The sequence below is a fragment of the Acinetobacter sp. NyZ410 genome (genome assembly GCF_022828975.1).
In the GTDB taxonomy this organism is placed as follows: Bacteria; Pseudomonadota; Gammaproteobacteria; order Pseudomonadales; family Moraxellaceae; genus Acinetobacter; species Acinetobacter guillouiae.
On sequence record NZ_CP094620.1, the window covers coordinates 311,306 to 333,798 of the forward strand.

A 22,493-nucleotide genomic window follows, 5' to 3' on the forward strand; every position below is an offset into this window, starting at 1 on the left:
ATTAAAAACTAGGTGCGTGAATGGCTCAAGCTTGGAAATATATTGCTGTATTAACAGGATTGTTGGCTTGTGGAAGCCATTCAGTTTGGGCAGCAGAAAATGCTGCCGCACTTGATTTTGATGGTGATGTCGAAGAAAGTATTGCCGAAGTGCCCATTGAATCGATTGAGCAGTTTGTGCAAATCTACGGCATCGTCAAAGATAATTATGTTCAGGAAAAACCGGATGATGTTCTGTTTCTACAGGCAATCAAAGGGCTGGTGGGTGGTTTAGATCGCTATTCACGTTATTTGAGTCCTGAAGAATATAAACAGTTAATGCAATATACGGAAAGTGACCTTGCGACTGCTGACTTTGAATTGGCTTTTGATAGTCATATTCATCAATGGAAAGTGAAGAATTTACGCGATAATTCAGACTCATTTAAACTCGGTTTAAAAAATGGCTTCACTATTTTTAAAATTGAAAATCAAGAACTTAAAAATTTAAATGCCCAACAAGTCGAAGATTTATTACATGGCTCAATTGGTTCAACTTTTCAGTTGCAACTCAATGAAAAAAGCCCAGCCATCACAGTGGTCAGAAATCGCAAATTAGAAGTGGCAGATATCGAGCCGATTATGTTGCATAATCAGGTTTTAGTTCTTAAAGTCAAAGTCTTTCAACAAGATACAGCCAATGAAATTAAACGTTTAATCGAAGAATACAGCACTCAAAAAGTAAAAGCCGTACTATTCGACCTGCGCAATAACCCCGGTGGTTTACTCTCCGCTGCTGTTGAAACGGCTGATCTGTTTTTAACTCAGGGAACAATTGTTTCTACCAAAAGTCGTTCAGAAGGCAATCAACAATTCCAAGCCTTACCCGGTGATGAGTCGTCCAATACCAAATTAGGTATTTTGATTAATGGTCGTTCAGCATCTGCCGCAGAAGTCTTTACAGCTGCAATGAAAGAGCATCAACGTGCTTGGGTCATTGGTGAAAAAAGCTATGGCAAAGGCGTTGTACAGAAGTTATTTCCATTGCCAAATGGCGCTGCATTACAAATGACGGTTTCGCATTATTATACGCCTAATGGCAATATGATTGATGGGCAGGGTATTCGCCCTAATTTGGAATATCCATGGGCTTTAGATCAAAAAGAAGAAATTTATTTAAATAATGTTGCAGATCAACTATTAAAACATCGTGATAGATAAAGTTGAATACCGAGAAGTGAATTTATAACACTGTAGCCGTTTTATGCTGCTATATCTGACATTCGGCAGTTAAATCACGTTGTGTTGGGCAAGGGGGCGATCTACCCCCTCCTTACCCAACGACGACATCTATGTCGCTATGTTGTAACCATGTAAAAAGCAAAAAATGCTTGAGTTGATATTATGATGAAGAATGGAGGCTACTTTTATTCATCATCATCGGTATCTAAACCAAACTTTTTCAAACGGTAGCGTAAAGAACGAAAGGTCATGCCCAATTTCTTCGCAGCTAAAGTGCGATTCCAATGGGTTTGATTTAATGCAGATAACAGCACTTCTTTTTCAACTTTTTCTAAATATTGCTCCAAACCTTCTTCTGGAATGTTTTGTGCTTTATTCGGCATGACGATAGGCAAGGCTTTGCTTTGCATCAGATCATGCTGTTCGACTTTGTGGACACCACGATGTGGAGCTGGTTGTAGCTGTTGAATATCAATATAGTCTTCATCACTCATGGTAATGGCTTTTTCAATGATATTGCGTAATTCACGAACATTGCCTGAGTAATGTTGTTGCAAAAGAAAAGCTTTGGCTTGTTCAGTGAAAGACTTAGTTGAAATACGCCACTCTGTACAAATTTGCTGAAGAAAATGATTGGCTAAAATTAGAATATCACAATCACGTTCGCGCAATGGTGGCAGGACAATATCCATCACATGAATTCTAAAGAACAGATCATGGCGGAATTTGCCTTGTTCAACGAATGCTTCAATGTCTTGATGTGTTGCACTGATAATACGAAAATCAACTTCGATTTCGCTATCACTGCCTAGAGGACGAATTTTCTTTTCTTGCAATGCTCGTAACAGTTTGGCTTGCATGGCCAATGACAGCTCTGCAATTTCATCTAAAAACAGGGTACCACCATTGGCAGCTTGAATAAGACCCTGTTTGTCTTGAGTTGCACCTGAAAAGCAGCCTTTTTTATGCCCAAATAGCTCACTCTCCATCAGCTCTTCAGAAATTGCACCACAATTAATCGCAACAAAAGGGCTATCACTGCGGTTACTGAGTAGATGGATGAGGTTGGCAACAACCTCTTTGCCTGTTCCTGATTCACCCGTGATAAATACGGGTGCTTGTGACCGGGCAATTTTTTTAATCGATTCTCTTAACTTACGAATCACCTGTGAATCACCGATGAGCATTGATTCCTCAAGCGGCGCATCGCTGATCGTTTCTCTTAACTGTGGTACATGCAAAGCTTTTTGTAAAAGTTGTTGCAGATGTAATTGGTTAATCGGTTTGCTGACAAAATCAAAAGCACCTGCTTTCAGCGAGGCAATCGCAATTTCCATATTTCCATATGCAGTTAAGACTGCAATAGGCGTTTTAGGATAATGCTGCGATACATGTTTAACCAAATCTAAACCACTACCATCAGGGAGGTTTAAATCGGTAATACAGGCATCATATTTATATTCACTAAAAAAATATTTGGCTTGTTGTAAATGGTGTGCCATATGCGTTTTGATGCCCATCCGAGAAAGGCTCATTTGCATTAACATACATAAATCTTGTTCATCATCTACAAGTAAAACCAATGGTTGTCGTGTAGTCATATCCCCAAAAACCTAATCTAATCCATGAGTGGGCATTCGATACGGAAGCACGCCCCTTGTTGTTTTTGCTCTACGTAAATTAGTTTCGCTTGATTCGCTTCGCATATCGTCTGCGATAGGTACAATCCTAAACCAGTTCCATTGATTTCGGTACTAAAAAATGGCTGAAATAATTGCGAAAGATCTTGTTTTGTGACGCCTTTCCCATAATCAATCACATCGATATATACGTGTGATTCATTTTTAAACGTTTGCACTAAAATGTGCTCAGCATTTTGATCATTATGACGTAATGCATTACGCACTAAATTGATTAAAACTTGTCGAAGATGAGAATCATCAAAATAAATCCAAACATCAGATTGAACCTCTAATTTGATTTTTTCCTGAGCATCCCCTAAATCATGGCGTAATAAGTCATCAACAAATTCTTGAAAATTAATTTTCGATGTATGGGTCTTTTTATTTTTTGCCATATCCAAGGTATCTTTAATAATATTGTTGATACGGATGGTCTGTTTGGTAATAATTTGATTTAAAATGGTTTGTTGTTCTGGGTCACTGCTGATAAAGAGATCATTGGCCTGCGCAATGGCAGCAAGTGGATTGCGAATCTCATGGGCAATACTGGCGGACAATTGACCAAGTGCAGCAAGTTTGAGTTGTTGTACCTTTTGATTAATTTTTTGTGCATCTTCGAGGACCAAAAGCGTGAGTGCTTGATGCGGAACAATCAATTTTTGTACGCGAATATCGACCGTATACGAGGACTGATGCGATTCAAATTGGAAGCGTTCTCCATCACGTAACATGGCATCTTTTAAGATTTCATATAAGTCTGGTTGAAAGCTGGATAAATGATATTGCTCATGCGCGTAAAGTGGTGAAATACCCAAAAGTAAACAGGCAGCAGGGTTACTGACGATAATTTTGCACTTTTCATCGAGCACCAAATAACCCACTTCAATCTGTTCTAAAATATAGCGGTTAATGTTCTGTAACTTAAATAATTCAAGAGATTGATAGGTATTTAACGACTCTAAAACTTGGAAGCGATTAATTGCAATCTGCCCAATGCCATAGACCATAAAAAATAAAAAAGCCAATAAGGCACTGTTACTAATATTATTTAAATTTGAAAAATCGAAGAAGCTGCCTAAAAACTGTTGGTAAATAATCGCAATCACAGAAACCAGTGTTACGAATAGCGCTTTATTTTTACTCAACAGAAAATTCGCGGTAAAAACAGCAATCACGAACAAAATACTGATGGCTAAATTTGGCCCATTGAGGGCAAATACCAAGGTACTTAGAAAGGGAATATCAACAATAAAAAAACCAATAAATTGTCGTCCAACCCCATGCGGGTAGAACTTGAGCAGCATCATTTGTAATGCTGCAATCAGCGTAAATGCGGTTAGAGAATAAAAATATAAGCTGGGATATTGGTAATGTACGGGTTGATGTTCAAGGGTAATCAGAAAAATAATGACTAAGCAAAAGGCAATAACCAATCTATACCCTGAATACAGTGTGCCTAGACGGTAAATTGTTTGATAAATGGGAACCGTTACCGTAGGCGACATAAATCGTACTCAAGATAAATTATTGTTTTAATCAATTTATGGCTTAATTAGACCATAACGTATCGCAAGGTGAGTGAGTTTTACATCACTATCAAGTCCTAATTTTTCAAAGATACGATAACGATAAGTATTGACTGTTTTTACACTGACAAAGAGTTTGTCAGAAATTTCTTGTGCACTGACACAATTTACCACCATCATTGCAACTTGCATTTCACGTTCTGACAGCGCGTCAAAAGGTGAGGTTTGTGTATCGGATAAATAAGAGCTTGCAAGTTGTTCGGCAATATCGGCACTAAAATACTTACCGCCTTGCATGACTTTTTTGATTGCGCGAACCATTTCTGTGATTGGCGCGCCCTTGGTAATGTAACCACGAGCTCCAGCTTTCAATAATAGCGATGGATAGGGTTCTTCAGCCAAACCACTCACAGCGAGTACTTTAGTATCAGGTGCGGTTTGTAACAAACGACGGGTAGTTTCTACACCACCAATTCCAGGCATGTTGACATCCAATAAAACTACATTGGGATGTTGTTGCCTTACAATCGTAATTGCTTCTTCACCAGATTCTGCTTGTCCAATGACTTGAATATCGGTCTGATCTTCTAACATTCTGCAGATGCCGGTTCTTACTAATTCATGGTCATCTACCACTAAAACAGTAATCACTTACACCTCCTTAAATTTCTCAATATCGACATTTTTGTTACATAAAGCAAAAAAGACTTGCAAAGACATAACAAAATTGGCAATCCTATTCCTAATATCCATTCAATATTTACGCATAATACGGCGTGATTGAAATATTTGTTTTAATATAGTCACGTTTGAGTGTAAATGTAAGTCATATTTGAGGTAATTAGCAAGTTTGTGAATACCTCCTTGAGGTGAGTAAGTTATCGTGAAAAAACCAAAAAAAACGTTAATGCATGTGCTGAGTTTGTCAGTACTACTCAGTTTGAGTTCTACCGGTTTTGCTGAAATCATTATGAACTCATCGGGGGGGAGCGGACAAGCAACTGTAAATTGGTCTTCTTCAGATGCCAGCCAGTTACTCAATGGTGACTCTCTGGATGATGATGGCGAGGATATTTCTCCAAAAGGCTCAACTACCTTAACCACAACAATTCGTGCGTCAAATGCTGCACCAACAACATTGACCAATAAGTCTGTACAGATTTATGACACCAATACCTATAACAGCCAACCATCGGTAAATGCACGTGCTGCGTTGGTGATGGATGCAAAAACAGGTGAAGTCCTGTTTAGTAAAAATACCAATATGGCGTTGCCTATCGCATCAATTACCAAGTTGATGACAGCGGTGATTACCGCAGATGCCCGTTTAAATATGTCTGAAGACATCACTTTGCAACAAATCGATTTTGCGGGTGCTGGTGGTAAGAATTCAAGTTCAACTTTAAAAGTTGGCGATACCATGAATCGTGCTGAAATGTTACTTGTGGCATTGATGAAATCTGAAAATCCAGCTGCAGCGGCTTTAGCACGTACTTACCCAGGTGGTCGTCAAGCGTTTTTTGCTGCAATGAATTCAAAAGCACGTCAATTGGGCATGAACTCAACCCATTATGTTGAATCTACTGGTTTAGATCCACGTAATGTTTCTTCTGCTCGAGATTTGGGGATTTTAGTCAGTGCTGCATCGCAATATGGCTTGATCCGTCAATTTTCAACAACAGCACACTATGACTTTAATTTAGGTTATCGCGTGTTGAAATCAAACAATACCAATGCCTTAGTACGTAATGGTGGCTGGAATATTAATATTTCTAAAACGGGTTATATCAATGAAGCAGGGCGTTGCGTGGTTATGCATACCACTGTAAATAGTCGTCCAGCTGTGGTGGTGTTATTAGGTGCAAGTTCTTCTCAGGCACGTACCAATGATGCAACCAATTTATTAAATTGGGTGAGTAATTTACCGAAACGTATCTAATCGGTTTTTCACGGTACTTAACCAGCCAAATGACAAAAAGCTCTTTAATATGAAGGGCTTTTTTTATGCTTAAATTAAGCAGATCAATAAACCATCATCAATAAATTGTATTCGCTTATTTTTTAAAATGGGTTACTGTTGAACAACAACAAGAAATGATGACCTTAGATAATGAATGCAATGCAACATGCACGGATTTCTGCCAAACGTTGGGGCGGCGAAGCAGAAGACTATTATCAAATACATGGATTTATTGATAGTACCAAAAGTTTATGCAGTGATGCCCGTCATCGAATTTTACATACATTATGGGGCGTAAATTCGGTGGTGATTCCTGTGTTTGGGCATAGCCTTCAAAATAGTGCAGGCAAGTCAATTGATATTAAAGACTTGTGTGAGCGTGATCATCTCTTGGTGGACTACCAACAGCGTTTTATTCCAACCTTAAATGATTTTGTTAATGCGATAGATGCTAAACATTTACCTAAAAACTTTGAACAGCAACTCGAGCAGTTACATCAATATTATTTACAGGATAAAGCGCTTTCACAGCTGATGTTGTCACCTCTGGCTTTAACAGGCAAATTGCATTCTTTGTTAATCACCCACAACAGTTGGTTTATTTACGATATTTTGCCGCGTATTAGGGAATTACCTCCATTGGAAAATATTGTGTATAGCCCAGCAGATTTTTTTAATGCCATGCATTTTGAATTGTGGATGGATAATGGAATGGCGATACCTTTAAGTGCTCAAGGTCTATATCAACGAAAACAGACAATGCAATCAACAAAAAATTAGGGGATTCGTATGGCGACTTATGTGATACGTGCAAAATACTTTGGCTATAACGATGAGGTTTTTTATATTGCGGGAAATCGTATTGCCAATATTTTTGACAATAAACAACAGGCAGAAGCAACCTATAAGCAACTTGAAATTGAGAGTGCGCGTGATTTTGCTCTATATGAAGTTGAATCGCTTTTTGAAGCGGATGAGGCGCAATTAAAACAACTGGATGATTTTGTCTTTGCGCGTTGTGGTGAACATATTCTGGATGATGATGAATTATCTATGGATGTATTACCTGCAAGCTTAAATGATGAGGATACATTTGAATTTGTTCAGCTTGCCGAGATGCAAAAATTTCAGTTGATACAGTTTGATCAAGAAGTGAAATTTTATGGTTTATGGTCGATGAAAAAGCAACAATGGTTTGAAGAGCATGATGAGGGTTTTGCTGGTTTGGTTTATTCAGAAAACTCAGAATTGCTTAGAAAGAGTGTGGGGAAAATTTTTGCTGAATATGACTATTGTTCTATTCATCTCAGTGGAACCTTATCAGAACTTTCAGAGCAACCAGGATTGCTGGAAGCATTGATTGCAACTGAATCAGGTCTAAGTTATGACGAGACTGAGCAAAAGTTAAGCATAGCTTATTCGAAACATGAGGCTTTATATGCAGTAAATCCTTTACTCAAGCAGCCTTTATTTGAAATCAAGGAAATTAGTCTTGAAGATATTCAACGTATAGAAAAGGACTTGGCAAGACAGTATAGCTATGACCAATATGAAGAAGAATAATGTTGAGCTTGAGCAAATAAAAAAACCAGTTGTGCACAACTGGTTTTTTTAGATGTGAATGCGTTATTACATATTTGAAAGAATAGAGTCTTTCACTTGATTCATTGTTGCATCAATAGACAGCATCACTGCATCTTCACATTGTTTAATTGCAGTATCAGGATCTTTTAGACCATTACCTGTCACAGTACATACAATCACAGAACCTTCAGCAATTTTACCTGCTTTGATATCACGAATTGCACCACCGATAGATGCCGCAGAAGCAGGTTCAACAAATACACCTTCATACATAGAAAGCAAACGTTGCGCTTCTAAAATTTCAGCATCAGTCAATTCATCAAACCAGCCATTTGAGTCACGAACGACCGCTTTGGCATGATTAAAGCTTTGAGGATTACCAATACGAATTGCTGTTGCAACTGTTTCTGGGTTTTCAACAGGACCACCACGTAAGAACGGTGCAGCACCAGAAGCTTGATAACCGACCATGATTGGGCGACCTTCAGGGTTTGGACCTGTAAACTTATCTGTTGCAGGGTCATAAACCACTTGTTCAAATGCTTCAACAGGTTGATTCGCAACGGCTTCAGTATAACCCATCCAATGCGCAGTGATATTACCCGCATTACCGACAGGTAAGCAGTGGTAGTCAGGCGCACGACCTAACGCTTCTACGATTTCATAAGCAATGGTCTTTTGACCCTGTAAGCGGTATGGGTTGATTGAGTTAACAATCGTTACCGGTGCTTGGTCTGCAACTTCTTTAACCAAACGCATGCCGTCATCGAAGTTGCCACGAATTTGCATAGTGATCGCGCCGTACATCATCGCTTGTGCCATTTTACCCATGGCAATTTTACCTTCTGGGATTAACACAAATGCTTTGATACCCGCACGAGCAGCATATGCAGCAGCAGCAGCAGAGGTATTGCCTGTAGATGCACAGATAATCGCCTTAGAGCCTTCTTCTACCGCTTTGGTCACTGCCATGGTCATACCACGGTCTTTAAACGAACCTGTCGGGTTTAAACCTTCATACTTCACATAAATTTCAACATTCTTACCAATAATACCGGGAATATTGTCTAATTTAATGAGAGGCGTATTACCTTCATTTAAAGAAATAGCACGTGTAGTTTTCGATACTGGTAAGCGGTCACGATAGCGATCAACAAGTCCTGTATAGCGATTGGCATTAGACATGATGGTGTTCCAATTGTGTGTAGAGCAAATAAGATATTCTTTTAACCTCTAAGCCTCTACTTGGAGAGGCTGCACCATTCATTGAATGGCGCTTTGCAGGGTATTGCTGCAAATTTAGAGGAGTTTAAAACCCGATTAGTTATCGAGCAATTCTAAACGAATTCGTACGATTTCGCCATGGATAGCAGGTAAGGCTTGAATTTGTGCAATCGCTTCATTCATTTTCGATTCGACGATCGGATCAGTCAAAATCACGATAGGAATCAGATCTTTTAAGCGAGGTTGCTGCATGATGGCATCAATACTGATCCCCGTGCGACTTAAAATTGTTGTTACATCTGCGAGTACGCCAGTTTGGTCTTCAGCATTTAAACGCAAATAATAACCTGTGGTCATCTCATCACTCGACAAGATGTGCAAGTCGGAAAGAGCTTCAAAGGCAAGCTGAGGAATAGTACCTGAACCATCTTCTGTGTAAATGATATCACGGACAATATCAACCACATCTGCCACAACCGCAGAAGCAGTAGGGCCTGCGCCTGCACCTGCGCCATAATACAATGTAGGACCAACTGCATTGGCTTGAACTAGAACAGCATTCTTCACACCATTTACATTGGCAAGAAGTTCTTCTTCAGGAATCAGGGTTGGATGTACGCGAAGTTCGATGCCTTTGCTAGAACGACGTGCAATGCCCAAGTGTTTGATTTTATAGCCAAGCTCTTCAGCGTATTTCACATCTTGTGCAGTAATCTTGGTAATACCTTCGGTATAAACCTTATCGAACTGTAAAGGAATACCAAAGGCACATGATGCAAGAATAGTCAGCTTATGCGCAGCATCAATGCCTTCAACATCAAATGTTGGGTCTGCTTCGGCATAACCAAGTTCTTGCGCTTCTTTGAGTACGTCCGCAAAGGCACGCCCTTTTTCACTCATTTCAGTCAGAATGAAATTGCCTGTACCATTGATGATACCTGCTAGCCATTCAATTTTATTGGCTGCTAAGCCTTCACGAATGACCTTGATAATTGGAATACCACCGGCAACCGCTGCTTCAAAGGCAACTTGTACGTGGTGATCATCAGCCGCTTTAAATAGCTCATTTCCATGTTCTGCCAGTAAAGCTTTGTTTGCCGTTACCACTTGCTTGCCATGTTTAATCGCTTCCATCATGACTTCATAAGCAGGGTGGATACCGCCCATGACTTCAACGACAACATCAACATCAGGCTGGCGGACGATATCTAGCAGGTCGGCGCTCTGTTTAATGCTTGCTGGTAAATTTAGATCTGGACGTGGACGACGCGTACCTACGTGGGTAATTTCAATTTCTCGGCCGGTGCGACGTCTAATTTCAGCAGCGTTTTCTTGTAGTAGTTTAAGGGCACCACCGCCTACGGTTCCAAGACCGAGTATTGCCAGACGAACTGGTTTCACGTCACACTCCAATTATGTATATAAATTATATTAAGCTTAGATCATAGCTAAAAAATGCGCCAGACTCTAGAGTCTGACGCATCTTTATATTGAGCTATAAATAATAGTAAATTTACTGATAAAAATTATTTATTTAAACGGCTTTCAATTTCGTCAGCAGTCATATAACCGCCCAGATATTCACCCTCTGCATTGTAGATCGCAGGGGTACCATTTACACCCATTTTTAGACCTAAAGCATACAGGTCACGAACTGGATTTTTACAGCTTGCTGGTGGAAGCGCAGTACCGGCAATGGCTTGATTAAATGCAGCACTACGGTCTGCACTACACCAGATACTTTCCATCGTCGGTATAAATTGTTCACCACGTGGCCATGCGATATAACGTATTTCAATACCTTTAGCCGTGATTTCACTGATATGTTCATGAAGTTTATGGCAATAAGGACAGCTTGCATCAGTAAATACATAGATCACATGTTTAACCTTACCTTGCGCAGGGTAAACCAAGAGGTCCTTAATATTTAACTCAGCAAGATATTTCTTGTTTTCTGCAGCTTGTATTTTGTCACCAATGCTACTGAGTTTATCGCCACCTAAACGGATTACATCGCCTTGGATCAGGAATTTACCATCAGATGTTGCATAGACTGAGCTCATGCCTTCCATACTGATCCAATAAAGATTGGGCATTTCAGTCGGTTTCGCATCTAAAATTTTGGCTTTAACACCAGCCTTTTTGAAATTGGCCTGTAATGTTTGGATTAGACGTTGTTTTGCATCACGCTCAGTTAAATTCGATGCCTCACCTGTTGCAGGTGCTGTCGCAGTTAAAGTGTCATCTTTTTTTGAGTCTGGATTTTTTGAACAAGCACTCACTGCCATCGTGCTTGCAATAAGACAAGCCAACATCAATTTTGAACGATTCAATTGCATAAATAACTCTTTATGTTTCTTCAGCATGATTTGAGGGAATTAGCATAACAAAATTTTTAATAGTGTACTTTAAAACTTGATTAAGGGATGTAAATTGCCGATATACACGTCATGCTCAGCCATCAAGCACGTGGATGATATTTTTCATGCAGCTGTTGCATACGGATTTGTGCGACATGGGTATAAATTTGTGTGGTCGATAAATCACTATGCCCCAAAAGCATTTGCACCACCCGTAAGTCAGCGCCATGATTTAAAAGATGCGTTGCAAAAGCATGACGTAAGGTATGAGGTGATAGCTCAGCTTGGATCCCAGCTTGTAAGGCATAACGCTTGATGGCATACCAAAAGTTTTGACGACTCATGATGCCACCATGTTGGGTTAGAAATAGATAATCGGTAGCGGATTTATACAGTTGTGGGCGAGATTCAGTTAAATATTTTTCCACCCATTCACATGCCATACCCCCCAAAGGCACCAAACGTTCTTTATTGCCTTTACCTGTGATTCTTAAATAGCCTTGTTTTAAATTGATCAAATCTAATCTTAAATTGAGAAGCTCTGAAACACGTAAACCACAAGCATAAAGTACTTCAAACATGGCGCGATCACGCAAACCTAACGCTGTTGTGACGTCTGGTGCTTGGATCAGTGCTTCAACGTCCTGCTCCGATAAATCTTTAGGCAATGCTCGTCCGAGTTTTGGGGTTTTATGGATTGCGACAGGATTATCTAAACGAATCTTTTGTTCACGTAAAAACTTAAAAAATGAACGTAAAGCAGAAAGTGAACGGGCAATTGACCGAGGGCTTTTACCTTGTTTGGTGAGTTGAATAAGCACATCGGAGATGTCTTCATGTGTCCAATTCGGAAGGTAAGAATTTACACATTCACTACATTGAATTAAGTCCGATAAATAGGCGTTTCTTGTATGCGGACTGACCGTTTGTGCAATTAAATAGTCACGGAATCCCTGTAAAAAGCCTAGATTTTCAGGAATGGCAACAGCAGCAGGAATACGTGGTTTCTTATTTAGCATGGGCTTCGGTGGTGTTTAAAACTTATCTGTTGATGGAATGTAGACTAAAAGAAAACATAAGTCGAATATCGTATTTGAATGAGAATTGTAATCAAACCTTACTTGGTAATTATTCTCATTTGTATGTATAATAGTCTGTCTATCGTGTAAATTTTAGGGTTAATTGCTGTGCGTTTGTCAGACTTGAAAGTAAAGCAAACTGCCATTATCGCAAAGGTCAATCGCACCTCGCAAGATAATGTCAATCAGCCAGATTTAGTGGCGAGTCGTTTAGAAACTCTAGGTTTTGTGCCTGGCACACGTGTACAAGTGATCACAAAAGGTGTTTTTGGTGGTGATCCTATTCTCATTCAAATTGGTTTTACTCGATTTGCGTTACGCAAGATCGAAGCCGAAAAAATTGAAATACATCAGGCATTAGAAGGAGCTTCCGCATGAGCGAAACTTTACGTATTGCTTTAGTGGGAAATCCTAACTGCGGTAAAACTTCACTTTTCAACCATTTAACCGGTACACGTCAAAAAGTTGCCAACTATGCTGGGGTGACTGTTGAACGTAAAGTGGGTACATTTAATTTACCTTCTGGTCGTGCGGTGCGTGTTCTGGATTTGCCTGGAACGTATAGCCTCGATGCAGCCAGTCCTGATGAAGCCATTACCCGTGATGTGGTTTTGGGGAAAATTTCCGGCGAACAAGATCAGCAGGCATTTTTATGTGTGGTGGATGCAACCAACTTAAAATTACATTTGGGACTTGTGCTTGAAGTCATTGAACAAGGCAAACCGATTCTGCTTGTATTAAACATGATGGATGAAGCGCGTCGTCGTGGGATGCAGATCAATACCCAAAAATTATCACAGCGTTTAGGTATTCCCGTGGTGGAAACGGTTGCTGTGCGTAATGCAGGGATTGAAAACTTGATGGGTGCTTTGGAAAATGAAAAATTCCACACACCAAGTGCAGAACTGAGTGATGTTAAGCTTTCAGGTTCCAATCATGAAAAAATTGACCAAATCTTAAAAGATGTGGTGATTTTTTTAGATCATGAAGACAAACGTACTGATTTTCTCGATAAGATTTTTTTACACCCCGTTTTAGGACTTCTTAGCCTTGCGCTGATGATGTTTATTGTTTTCCAAGCAGTATTCGCTTGGGCAGCGCCATTTATGGATGGTATTGAAGAATTTTTTGGCTGGTTTGGTGGCTGGATTGGGCAGTTTATTACCCAACCACTACTTCACAGCTTAGTGGTCGATGGGATCATTGCAGGTGCAGGTAGTGTAGTGGTGTTCTTGCCACAGATTCTAATTCTGTTCTTCTTTATTTTGGTTTTAGAAGAGTCAGGCTATCTACCGCGTGCGGCGTTTCTACTCGATAAATTGATGTTTAAAGCAGGCTTAAGTGGTCGGGCATTTATCCCACTGTTATCCAGTTTTGCCTGTGCGGTACCTGGGATCATGGCGACTCGAAGTATTAGTGATCCACGAGATCGTTTGGTGACGATACTGGTTGCGCCGTTGATGACATGTTCCGCGCGCTTGCCTGTGTATGCTTTACTGATTGCAGCATTTATTCCAGCGAAAATGGTTTGGGGCTTCCTCAATCTACAAGGTTTGGTGCTCTTCGGTTTATATATGGCGGGAATTGTGAGTGCGCTCATTGTTGCGACCGTGCTGAAATTTTTCCAGAAAGATAAATCACAACATGCTTTATTGATGGAATTACCAAGCTACCGTATCCCAGATATAAAAAGTGTATGGATTGGTTTGTTAGACCGTGCCAAGATCTTCTTAAAGCGCGTCGGTGGCATTATCTTCGCTTTATCGATTTTGTTATGGTTCCTATGTACATTCCCTCAACCGCCAGAGGGTGCAACTTTACCCGATATTGACTACTCTTTTGCCGGGATGTTGGGGCATGTGATGCACCCAATCTTTGAACCGCTTGGATTTAATTGGCAAATCTGTATTGCTTTAATTCCAGCGATGGCAGCACGTGAAGTTGTGGTTGCAGCATTGGGTACGGTTTATGCTTTATCTGCAGCGGATGATGATGCAGTCGCTCAAGGTTTATCACATCTGATCAGTCAGGGTGATTTAAGCTGGTCAGTTGCAACAGGTTTATCGTTGTTGGTGTGGTTTATCTATGCACCGCATTGTTTAGCGACATTGGCTACGGTAAAACGTGAAACAGGTTCTTGGAAAACTGTTGCTGGTATGACAGTTTATCTATTTGGTTTGGCTTATTTAATGGCTTTCCTCACTTATCAAATTGCGTCACGTTATTTTGGTCTATAAGCCAGAATCTTGAAGCAAAGGAGCTAGAGATGATTGAATTTTTGATTATTGCGGTATTGGTGATTTGGAGTGCAATTTTTGTATTTAAGAAAGTCTTCCCAAAGTCAGCGTATTCGGTGTTTTCTAAACTGGCTCAATTTTGTCAGTCGCAAGGTTGGAATCGTTTAGCCAAATGGATTCAGCCTGCGATGGTGAGTGGATGCGGTGGCGGTTGTGGTTGCAGTAGTGCTGAAACGGACAATCCTAAAAAAGTTGAAGTCCAAGCAGTAAAATGGAAATGATTAGCCTCTAAATTATTACTCTAAAAAGAAAAAAGCCATTCTATAACATAGAGTGGCTTTTTATTTGTATATGGGAATAGCAGTTCGTAAAAGATAATTTATATCGCTATCTGATAGACATATCTTGAATGATCCAATGCTGCAAAAAGCAATTTAATCAGTATGAGCTTCTGTCAGTTGATATAAAGCACCAACTACGCTTTAGCTATGGGTTTCTTCTTCACCATCATCTTCAAAAGTTCGTGCAATTTTTTCGATATTTAAGCTTTTAGCCATCGCATCAAAAATTTCCTTATAAGCACCATCTTGATGATAAAGATCATGATGTTCACCATGCTCAACGATTTGTCCTTCTTTCATCACATAGGTGTAATCGGCATCAATAATTTGTGAAAGGCTATGCGAGATCATAATCACAGTTCGGCCTTGTTTAATCTCATCTAAGCTTTGTTTGATTTGCTCTGAAGCGATGGCATCTAAACTCGCTGTGGGCTCATCTAAAAAGATAATTGGCGGGTTCTTGAGGAACATTCGAGCAAGTGCGATACGCTGTTGTTGTCCGCCAGATAACAGCAAGGCATCTGCTTCATAGGCATGCGGTAATTTTAAAATCTGCTCATGAATCGAAGCTTTTTTTGCAGCTGTGATGACTTCTTCATTGCTTGCATGGGGCTTACCATAACGAATGTTTTCTAAAATTGAGCCTTGGAAAATATGATTCTTTTGCAATACCAAGCCTATATGTTCTCTTAAATAGTGTGTATCGAGTTGCTCTAAATCAATCCCATCGAGTTTGATACAGCCTGAGTTCGGGGCATAAAATTTATCCAGTAGGCTGATTAAGGTTGATTTCCCCGCACCAGATAAGCCGACTAAGGCTGTGATTTTATTGGGTTGAATAGTCATGTTAATCCGATGTAAGGCTTGATGACCATTCGGGTAGATAAAATCAACATTTTCCAATTCAAATTTGCCATGAATTTGAGGTTTCATTAAACCACTTGCTTCGATTTCATGATCTGCTTCTAAGATACCAAAGAAGCTTTCTGAATAGATCATTGCTGAGTTAATTTCATCATAAATACGATGCAAAGAGCGGATCGGTGCAGACACGTTATTGAACAACAATACATGGTACATGATCATCCCTATACTCATTTGTCCATCTAAAACAAAGTAAGCAGTTAAGATAATGATCAGGACTACACCAACTTGTTCGATAAAGGTTTTTAGACCATCAAAAATATAGCTGGTTTGTCGAGTTTGCATCTGATTTTCAGTCAGTGACTTCTGTAAGTTCAGTTGCTTGGTGGATTCAACGGTCTCTTTATTAAAAGATTTAATCACTGTAATTGAGTTAATAATACTCAAAATACCTTGATTCTTCTTTTCCATGTTATCGCGCAAGGCTCGACGTTTGCCTGAAAGCTTTTGTGATTGTTTAAAGGTCAGCCAAAAGTAAATTGGTACAATGATTGTCGCGACCACACCCACCCAAAAATTGGCATAATACATTAGGGCTAAAGCAATAATTGCACTGGTAAATAAAGGTAAAATATCAATAAAAAAGATTTGTACCAGCCGAGTGAGCGAGCTAACTCCACGGTCGATACGGGTTTGTAATTTTCCAGCTTGGTTATTTTTCTGATCGAAAAAGGCCAATCGATAGGTAATAAACTTTTCGATAATGCCCTGAGATAGGTCCTGTGAAATTAAAATTCTGAGTTTTTCACCAAATGATTTTTGTCCAAATTGAACAATTGCATTGATGACTTCTTTGGCCAATAAAACCACAGTAATGGTAATGATAATGTGCCATCCATCCGCCAGGCCTTGTCCTGCTTGGATCAGTTGGTTAATACTGTCTACAGCATATTTAAGTGTGAGGGCATTGACCTGAGCGGTGAGTGAGCCAATCAGCGTTAACACTAAGGTGACGATGACAAGCCAGCGGTAGGGACGTACAAAGGGGCGTAATTTTTGAAATAATTGCCATAAATTCATAGGTTTTTGCTTTTTATCAGCTTGGTTTTAGTCTAAAGCTGAATAAACTTTGCTACAAGTGATTGCTATGTTTTGAATTGTGAAAGATTTTAATAATGCCTTACACTAGTCCAAATCTTCACGATCAAAATCCTATTTAAATTCTTCAACTTGCTGAATTAATTTGTATATTTATCCATGATATGACCTACTATTCTTCATATTAAAGTTGTTTAATTTTGATCAAAAATGACTTGTTTCATGTTAAATATTGATTCATTGTTGGATGAACCCGTAGCTTATTTTAGACCATGAATTTAGATTTATTTGAACCTGAAGCACAAGATAATTTACTGCCTTATGATGGGGTAGTAAAAGACTTTGGCTTAATTTTGAATCAGGAACAAAGTCAAAAATATTTAAATTATTTTCTACAGCATTTGGCTTGGCAACATGATGAAGTTTATTTGCATGGTCAATATTATAAAACTGAGCGCAAAGTGGTGTGGTATGGCGATGATGATTACCAATATCATTATTCAGGTATGGCAAAACAAGCCCATATCTGGAATCCTGCTTTATATCGACTCAAACAGCATATCGAGCAACTCACAGGGCAAAATTATAATTCCTGTTTGGCAAATTTATATGAAAATGGCTCACAAGGCGTGGGTTGGCATAGTGATGATGAGCCATCATTGGAAGCGCCCAACCACAATGTGGTGATTGCTTCATTGAGTCTAGGTGCTACTCGAAAATTCAGTTTTAAGCACAAGTGGAAAGCTAAAAAAGTAGATTTACTTTTACACAGTGGTCAGTTGATTGTAATGCAAGGGCAGACCCAACGTTATTGGAAACATACCCTCGCCAAATCCACACGAATTTTAGCGCCTCGTGTAAATTTGACCTTTCGTTACTTTTATCCAAGTGGATAAAGCTTGTCATCAAATTGTTCAAGTTTAGGAAAGTCTAATACAGGCAAATTTTCTAAGTTTTGTAAATATTGCTGATAATCAAGCAGGATTTGTTGGCGTGCTTCATTAGAAATATAAGGGACATGGTAAGCGGTAAATGGTGGCAGCACGTCAAAGCCTGCATAAGCTAAAGTTCCACGTTGAATCGGCAGTAACAAGTCTTCAATTGAACCATGAATCGCATGATCACCAAACATATGTTCACGGCCACCCAAGCTAAAGCTTAGCAAGGCTTTTTTCCCCACCATGCCGCCGTGGTTATAAAAACGTTTACCACCATAGAAAATACCCGAAACGAATACGCGATCAATCCAGCCTTTTAAGATGGCAGGTACAGATGTCCAATACATGGGAAAACTTAAAATCACTAAATCTGCTTTTTGTACTTTTTCAATTTCAATCTGAATGTCTGCGGCAATCTGCTTATTTTTATAAGCATGGCGTTGCTCCAAAGCATAATTCATATATTCAGGATGGCTCAGTTCAGAGAAATCCTCTCGTGATGCGATTGGATTAAAATTCATGGCATACAAGTCTGAAACTTCAACTTGATGTCCTAATTTTTCCAAGACCTCAACAGCATGATCTTTCATCGCGGTTGTAAATGAAAGGGGTTCAGGGTGTGCATGGACGATGAGAATATTCATAACATTCCTTAATTAAAATTATGCATCATTGTTATTGGCTGGTTTAGATTATTCCTCAATGAAAATGATTCGCCAATTACTCTAATTATTTTTTTAATGGCTTAAAAGTAAACTTACATGGATAAAAAATTTTGTGCATAAAAAAGCCTATGTTTAAACACATAGGCTTCCTTACTCTGAGGAGGAATTGTTTTCGCAAAAACAATGTCCAAAAAATCATGGATTACTGAAGAACATAATCATATTATGAGAATATAAAAACATTATCAAGAGATAAAAACATTACAAAATGTTAAATTATCAAGATGATTGCGCTTATGGGTGAAATTCAGATAATTGGTCATTGGCAGAGAGTGCTTGATAGCGTTTTTCAATCTGTGCAGCAGACTCTTGCAAGGTTTCAATTAGTTTTGGGGTGTTGACATATTCAAAACGATTTTTTGAAGCAAGTACGGTCAATGCTAAAGGCGCTTCTTTACTTGAAAACTTCACTGGGATCGATAAACCAGAAACATTTGGATCAAGTTCACCTTGTGAAAAATAATAACCTTGTTTTTTTATTTTTTTCATTTTATTAACAAAGGTTTCTTCATTTTCAGCAAAACCAACGTCAGTTAATTGTGTTGCAAAGCGAAGGTAATATTCATGAATTTTCTGTTTAGATAAATGCGCCATGATCACTTTAGGTGAAGAGCCCATAAATACGGGACGAGGGCAACCACGACCATAAGAAAGTAAAGTTTCATCACGATACACCTCATGATGAACATCAATACAATAGTCATCATTTAAATGTGTCAGTAAACAGCAAAGCTCTGTACGTTCTGAAATTTCTTGCATAAATGGTTTGCTGATTTGAACCAATGGATCGGTGGTTCTAGAAATATAGTCCATCACAGCAATTTTAGGACCAAGGGTGTAATCGCCTGAAGTTCCATTTAAGCGTTGCAAAATATCAGCCGAAACTAATTCTTTTAAATAGCGATAGCTGGTCGGTTTAGATAAACCAAGCTCTTCACAAATCACATCGACATTAATTACTGGGCGAGACACCGAAAATAAATCCAATACGGTGAGAATTTTGCCAAAACTGGAAAGTGCCATTGATGACCTACTCAATTAGTGAGAATCAAAAAAAATAATAATGAATGTTACTTTATAACAAATTGTTCAAGAAAAAACAGTGGAATTTGCATTGTAAATGCAAATGATTCTACATTTTTAACTTTAGTGGTTATTTTGAGAAAAAGCACTACATTTGAACACCAAAGTAAATTATATTTAGTTGTATTATCAAAATGAGATATTTTTATTGATTATTTGTGTTTTTTTTGAGATTATTGCTGATATGAATATCCAATGGTGAATTTATACTTTTCTGGAAGTATAAATTTTTATCATAAATTGAGTCCTTCTCTACTCAATCGTTGTATTTGAGCAAATGCCTAAATTTGTTCTTCTATTCACATCTTTTTTTTAAACCACACTGTTTATTTGACTAAGCAGTGCGGTTTTTTGGTCGCTAAGAAAAGAAAATGTGATGTGTACAACAAAGCCTCATAAAAGCGGTGAATATCAGCTTGTTAGATCTTAGAGAGCTAGAGATGACAGAGAAAATCAATGAAATTGAATTTATAGTGAGTTGCTTGCATGTTACTGATCAAACCCTTATTGGCTTTTAGACCCAATAAACTCGATTGGATTTTTGCGAGCAAAACTTTCATTGCAGGAATGCTGGCACTCTATATCGCATTTGAGCTCAACCTGAGCTATCCGATTTGGGCGATTGGTACAGTCTTTGTGATTGCCAATCCTTATTCGGGCATGATGGCATCAAAAAGTATCTATCGAATTTTAGGAACCTTGATCGGAGCAATTTTTGCTATTGCAGTGATGCCTCATTTGGTTAATACCCCTTGGTTATTTACCTTTGTACTGGCAACTTGGGTGGGGATCTGTCTATATCTGTCTTTAATCGACCGATCACCACGCAGTTATGTGGTGATGTTAGCGGGTTATACCGCAGTGATTATTTGTTTTAACTCGATTTATTATATCGAGACGGTGCCCATTTTTGACATGGCAGTGGGTCGTTTCTTAGAAATCTCGTTGGGTGTGGTGTGTAGTGCTGTGGTCTCTGCCACTATATTTCCTATGCATATTGGGCCTGTGGTCGAACTCCGTGTCACTAAAACCATGCAAGACACCAAACAGGCTTTTGACTCAATTTTGTCTGATCCGGCACATACAGACAATTATACTCAGCTCTTGACCAATATCACGCGTGATACAACAGATATTCATAGTATGGCTGTGCATTTAAGTTATGAAACTTCAAAATTTAAAGGCATGACCAAACCACTCCAAGAGTTGCTACATCAAGTGACGATGTTAGTGGCTAACTTGGTCGCAATGTCAGAACGAATCAAGCAACTGGATCAAATTGATTTAACTTATCGTCCGTATCTGCTTGAGTTTCACCAAAAGATTGATGATTTTTTAGAAGGTGAGAATGCCATTCTTGAAGATGAGCTTAAGCACTTACCTGAGCATTTTGATCAAGAATTTCAAACCATCACTGAACATGCAACTGCTAAACAACAGGTGATTTTGGGCAGTCTAAAAATGGATATTCGCCATTTTATTCAAAATGTTCGTGCAGTGAAGTTTATTTGGCAATGTATGCAGCAAGGTAATCATAGCTTACCTGAATCCATTGTACCTTTAACCACAACCTATCCCAGTTTACATCGTGATTATGGCGTTGCGGTACGTGGCGGGATATCGGCATTTTTAACCACCAACATTGCCTGTGCATTTTGGATTTTAAGTGGCTGGAAAATGGGCTTTATGGTGGCAGAAATGGCCGCAATTACAGCATGTATTTTGACCTTTTTAGATGACCCTGTACCTGCGCTAAAAATATTTATCCGCTCCAGTATTTATGCCGCTATTTTGGTTTTTATTTATGCATATGGGATTTTTCCGCATATCACCGCATTTTGGGAGTTAGCCGTTGTATTAGCCCCCTTTATTATGTTCTGTGTGATGTTGTATTTACATCCGCCTTTGCATGCACTGGGCTTACCGCTGATTATGAGTACGATTATGGGGTTAAATCTGCAAAACCGTTATTTGATGGATCAGATCACCTTTTTTGATGCTTCGATTGCAACCGTGATTGGGCCGATTATCACGGTTTGTATTATGCAAATGGTACGTTCAATGTCCCCTGAAATGACAGTAAAACGGATGTTGGCTTTACACTATAAAGCCATGCGGGAAAGTATTGCGATGTCTTATGGAACGGGCTTTAGAATTCATTTACGCAGCATGCTTGATCGTATTGGCGTGTTAAATACCAAATTGATTCAGTCAGAACAGCTCAAAATCGAAATTAACAATGCTTTGATTGAGTCGAGTGCCGCAATTGATTTAACTCGTTTGCAGGAGTTGGTCCAAAAATTGTCGCCTGAATCTACGACGACCACTGCAATTGTTAAATTACAAGGCCTACTTAACCAGTGGTTAAGCGAAAAAGCAGTAACTCAGCCTGATGATAACTTACGACAAGCATTGATTCAGCAATTTGATCAAGTCTTGCAAGATGCGCAAGCGGTAGGTGATCAAGATATCCGACAGCGTATAGAAATTTCTGTGAATAATATTCGCAATAGTATTTGTCATATTCATCTGGTTGATGCGCAACCTTCAACTGTTCTAGTGGGAGCATAAA

The 22,493-nt window shown here is 39.0% G+C and carries 19 protein-coding genes; 9 read left to right on the forward strand and 10 right to left on the reverse strand.

Features of this window, described 5'->3' with window-relative positions:
* Nucleotides 1–20 precede the first annotated feature (20 nt).
* Nucleotides 21–1,199, forward strand: a complete 1,179-nt coding sequence (locus MTO68_RS01440; RefSeq protein ID WP_244014725.1) for a S41 family peptidase — start codon at nt 21–23, stop codon at nt 1,197–1,199.
* A gap of 206 nt (nt 1,200–1,405) precedes the next feature.
* Here MTO68_RS01440 and MTO68_RS01445 read toward each other — a convergent pair whose 3' ends face one another.
* Genes MTO68_RS01445 through MTO68_RS01455 form a run of 3 tightly spaced genes read right to left on the reverse strand, consistent with a single transcriptional unit; the run spans nt 1,406 to nt 5,079 of the window.
* Nucleotides 1,406–2,821, reverse strand: a complete 1,416-nt coding sequence (locus MTO68_RS01445; protein ID WP_239046606.1) for a sigma-54 dependent transcriptional regulator — start codon at nt 2,819–2,821, stop codon at nt 1,406–1,408.
* 17 nt (nt 2,822–2,838) lie between these two features.
* Nucleotides 2,839–4,407, reverse strand: a complete 1,569-nt coding sequence (locus tag MTO68_RS01450) for an ATP-binding protein (protein WP_244014726.1) — start codon at nt 4,405–4,407, stop codon at nt 2,839–2,841.
* Nucleotides 4,408–4,443: 36 nt separating this feature from the next.
* A complete protein-coding gene (locus tag MTO68_RS01455) occupies nt 4,444–5,079 on the reverse strand; it encodes a response regulator (RefSeq protein ID WP_004718392.1) in 636 nt (211 codons plus the stop codon).
* A 232-nt stretch (nt 5,080–5,311) separates the two neighbouring features.
* Between MTO68_RS01455 and pbpG the strand changes: the two genes are divergently transcribed.
* The 3 genes from pbpG to MTO68_RS01470 all read left to right on the forward strand — a co-directional run bounded on the left by pbpG (nt 5,312) and on the right by MTO68_RS01470 (nt 7,951).
* Nucleotides 5,312–6,367 (forward strand): D-alanyl-D-alanine endopeptidase PBP7/8, encoded by a 1,056-nt coding sequence (pbpG, locus tag MTO68_RS01460; RefSeq protein WP_004718389.1) that lies wholly within the window; start codon nt 5,312–5,314, stop codon nt 6,365–6,367.
* Nucleotides 6,368–6,538: 171 nt separating this feature from the next.
* Nucleotides 6,539–7,168, forward strand: a complete 630-nt coding sequence (locus tag MTO68_RS01465) for a hypothetical protein (protein ID WP_244014728.1) — start codon at nt 6,539–6,541, stop codon at nt 7,166–7,168.
* Nucleotides 7,169–7,177: 9 nt separating this feature from the next.
* Complete coding sequence (locus MTO68_RS01470) at nt 7,178–7,951, forward strand: hypothetical protein (RefSeq protein WP_244014730.1); 774 nt, start codon at nt 7,178–7,180, stop codon at nt 7,949–7,951.
* Nucleotides 7,952–8,017: 66 nt separating this feature from the next.
* Here MTO68_RS01470 and thrC read toward each other — a convergent pair whose 3' ends face one another.
* The 4 genes from thrC to xerD all read right to left on the reverse strand — a co-directional run bounded on the left by thrC (nt 8,018) and on the right by xerD (nt 12,575).
* Nucleotides 8,018–9,157, reverse strand: a complete 1,140-nt coding sequence (gene thrC, locus MTO68_RS01475) for a threonine synthase (RefSeq protein ID WP_004818568.1) — start codon at nt 9,155–9,157, stop codon at nt 8,018–8,020.
* Between the two features lie 135 nt (nt 9,158–9,292).
* Nucleotides 9,293–10,597 (reverse strand): homoserine dehydrogenase, encoded by a 1,305-nt coding sequence (locus MTO68_RS01480; RefSeq protein ID WP_004718385.1) that lies wholly within the window; start codon nt 10,595–10,597, stop codon nt 9,293–9,295.
* Nucleotides 10,598–10,722: 125 nt separating this feature from the next.
* A complete protein-coding gene (locus tag MTO68_RS01485) occupies nt 10,723–11,535 on the reverse strand; it encodes a thioredoxin fold domain-containing protein (protein ID WP_004818569.1) in 813 nt (270 codons plus the stop codon).
* A gap of 122 nt (nt 11,536–11,657) precedes the next feature.
* Nucleotides 11,658–12,575, reverse strand: coding sequence for a site-specific tyrosine recombinase XerD (gene xerD, locus MTO68_RS01490; protein WP_096732730.1), 918 nt, complete (start codon nt 12,573–12,575; stop codon nt 11,658–11,660).
* 168 nt (nt 12,576–12,743) lie between these two features.
* Here xerD and MTO68_RS01495 point away from each other — a divergent pair, with 168 nt between their 5' ends.
* The 3 genes from MTO68_RS01495 to MTO68_RS01505 are packed head-to-tail and all read left to right on the forward strand — an operon-like array spanning nt 12,744 to nt 15,153.
* Nucleotides 12,744–13,013 carry a FeoA family protein gene (locus tag MTO68_RS01495; RefSeq protein WP_004718380.1) on the forward strand — a complete coding sequence of 90 codons (270 nt, stop codon included), beginning with the start codon at nt 12,744–12,746 and terminating at the stop codon, nt 13,011–13,013.
* Nucleotides 13,010–14,872 (forward strand): ferrous iron transport protein B, encoded by a 1,863-nt coding sequence (gene feoB, locus MTO68_RS01500; RefSeq protein WP_244014732.1) that lies wholly within the window; start codon nt 13,010–13,012, stop codon nt 14,870–14,872. The genes MTO68_RS01495 and feoB overlap by 4 nt, the downstream gene beginning before the upstream one ends.
* A gap of 29 nt (nt 14,873–14,901) precedes the next feature.
* Nucleotides 14,902–15,153: a DUF6587 family protein gene (locus tag MTO68_RS01505; protein ID WP_004818576.1), complete on the forward strand. Its 252-nt coding sequence runs from the start codon at nt 14,902–14,904 to the stop codon at nt 15,151–15,153.
* A gap of 201 nt (nt 15,154–15,354) precedes the next feature.
* Here MTO68_RS01505 and MTO68_RS01510 read toward each other — a convergent pair whose 3' ends face one another.
* Nucleotides 15,355–17,157, reverse strand: a complete 1,803-nt coding sequence (locus tag MTO68_RS01510) for an ABC transporter ATP-binding protein (RefSeq protein WP_244014733.1) — start codon at nt 17,155–17,157, stop codon at nt 15,355–15,357.
* Nucleotides 17,158–17,447: 290 nt separating this feature from the next.
* On the opposite strand from MTO68_RS01510, the gene MTO68_RS01515 reads away from it, so the two are divergent.
* The gene (locus MTO68_RS01515) at nt 17,448–18,071 is read left to right on the forward strand and encodes an alpha-ketoglutarate-dependent dioxygenase AlkB (protein ID WP_244014735.1); all 624 of its coding nucleotides are present in this window, start codon (nt 17,448–17,450) and stop codon (nt 18,069–18,071) included.
* On the opposite strand, the gene MTO68_RS01520 is transcribed toward MTO68_RS01515, so the two are convergent.
* Entirely contained in the window at nt 18,056–18,757 is a 702-nt protein-coding gene (locus tag MTO68_RS01520; protein ID WP_244014737.1) for an NAD(P)H-dependent oxidoreductase, read from the reverse strand. The genes MTO68_RS01515 and MTO68_RS01520 overlap by 16 nt on opposite strands.
* Before the next feature lie 315 nt (nt 18,758–19,072).
* Nucleotides 19,073–19,861 carry an IclR family transcriptional regulator C-terminal domain-containing protein gene (locus tag MTO68_RS01525; protein WP_244014739.1) on the reverse strand — a complete coding sequence of 263 codons (789 nt, stop codon included), beginning with the start codon at nt 19,859–19,861 and terminating at the stop codon, nt 19,073–19,075.
* A 546-nt stretch (nt 19,862–20,407) separates the two neighbouring features.
* Between MTO68_RS01525 and MTO68_RS01530 the strand changes: the two genes are divergently transcribed.
* The gene (locus tag MTO68_RS01530; protein ID WP_244014741.1) at nt 20,408–22,492 is read left to right on the forward strand and encodes an FUSC family protein; all 2,085 of its coding nucleotides are present in this window, start codon (nt 20,408–20,410) and stop codon (nt 22,490–22,492) included.
* The last annotated feature ends 1 nt before the right edge of the window (nt 22,493 follow it).

Coding starts and splice junctions, on each gene's coding strand:
- MTO68_RS01440 (WP_244014725.1), top strand. CDS start 21: ATGGCTCAAGCTTGGAAATATATTGCTGTATTAACAGGATTGTTGGCT.
- MTO68_RS01445 (WP_239046606.1), bottom strand. CDS start 2,821: ATGACTACACGACAACCATTGGTTTTACTTGTAGATGATGAACAAGAT.
- MTO68_RS01450 (WP_244014726.1), bottom strand. CDS start 4,407: ATGTCGCCTACGGTAACGGTTCCCATTTATCAAACAATTTACCGTCTA.
- MTO68_RS01465 (WP_244014728.1), top strand. CDS start 6,539: ATGAATGCAATGCAACATGCACGGATTTCTGCCAAACGTTGGGGCGGC.
- MTO68_RS01470 (WP_244014730.1), top strand. CDS start 7,178: ATGGCGACTTATGTGATACGTGCAAAATACTTTGGCTATAACGATGAG.
- thrC (WP_004818568.1), bottom strand. CDS start 9,157: ATGTCTAATGCCAATCGCTATACAGGACTTGTTGATCGCTATCGTGAC.
- MTO68_RS01485 (WP_004818569.1), bottom strand. CDS start 11,535: ATGCAATTGAATCGTTCAAAATTGATGTTGGCTTGTCTTATTGCAAGC.
- xerD (WP_096732730.1), bottom strand. CDS start 12,575: ATGCTAAATAAGAAACCACGTATTCCTGCTGCTGTTGCCATTCCTGAA.
- feoB (WP_244014732.1), top strand. CDS start 13,010: ATGAGCGAAACTTTACGTATTGCTTTAGTGGGAAATCCTAACTGCGGT.
- MTO68_RS01505 (WP_004818576.1), top strand. CDS start 14,902: ATGATTGAATTTTTGATTATTGCGGTATTGGTGATTTGGAGTGCAATT.
- MTO68_RS01510 (WP_244014733.1), bottom strand. CDS start 17,157: ATGAATTTATGGCAATTATTTCAAAAATTACGCCCCTTTGTACGTCCC.
- MTO68_RS01515 (WP_244014735.1), top strand. CDS start 17,448: ATGAATTTAGATTTATTTGAACCTGAAGCACAAGATAATTTACTGCCT.
- MTO68_RS01520 (WP_244014737.1), bottom strand. CDS start 18,757: ATGAATATTCTCATCGTCCATGCACACCCTGAACCCCTTTCATTTACA.
- MTO68_RS01525 (WP_244014739.1), bottom strand. CDS start 19,861: ATGGCACTTTCCAGTTTTGGCAAAATTCTCACCGTATTGGATTTATTT.
- MTO68_RS01530 (WP_244014741.1), top strand. CDS start 20,408: ATGTTACTGATCAAACCCTTATTGGCTTTTAGACCCAATAAACTCGAT.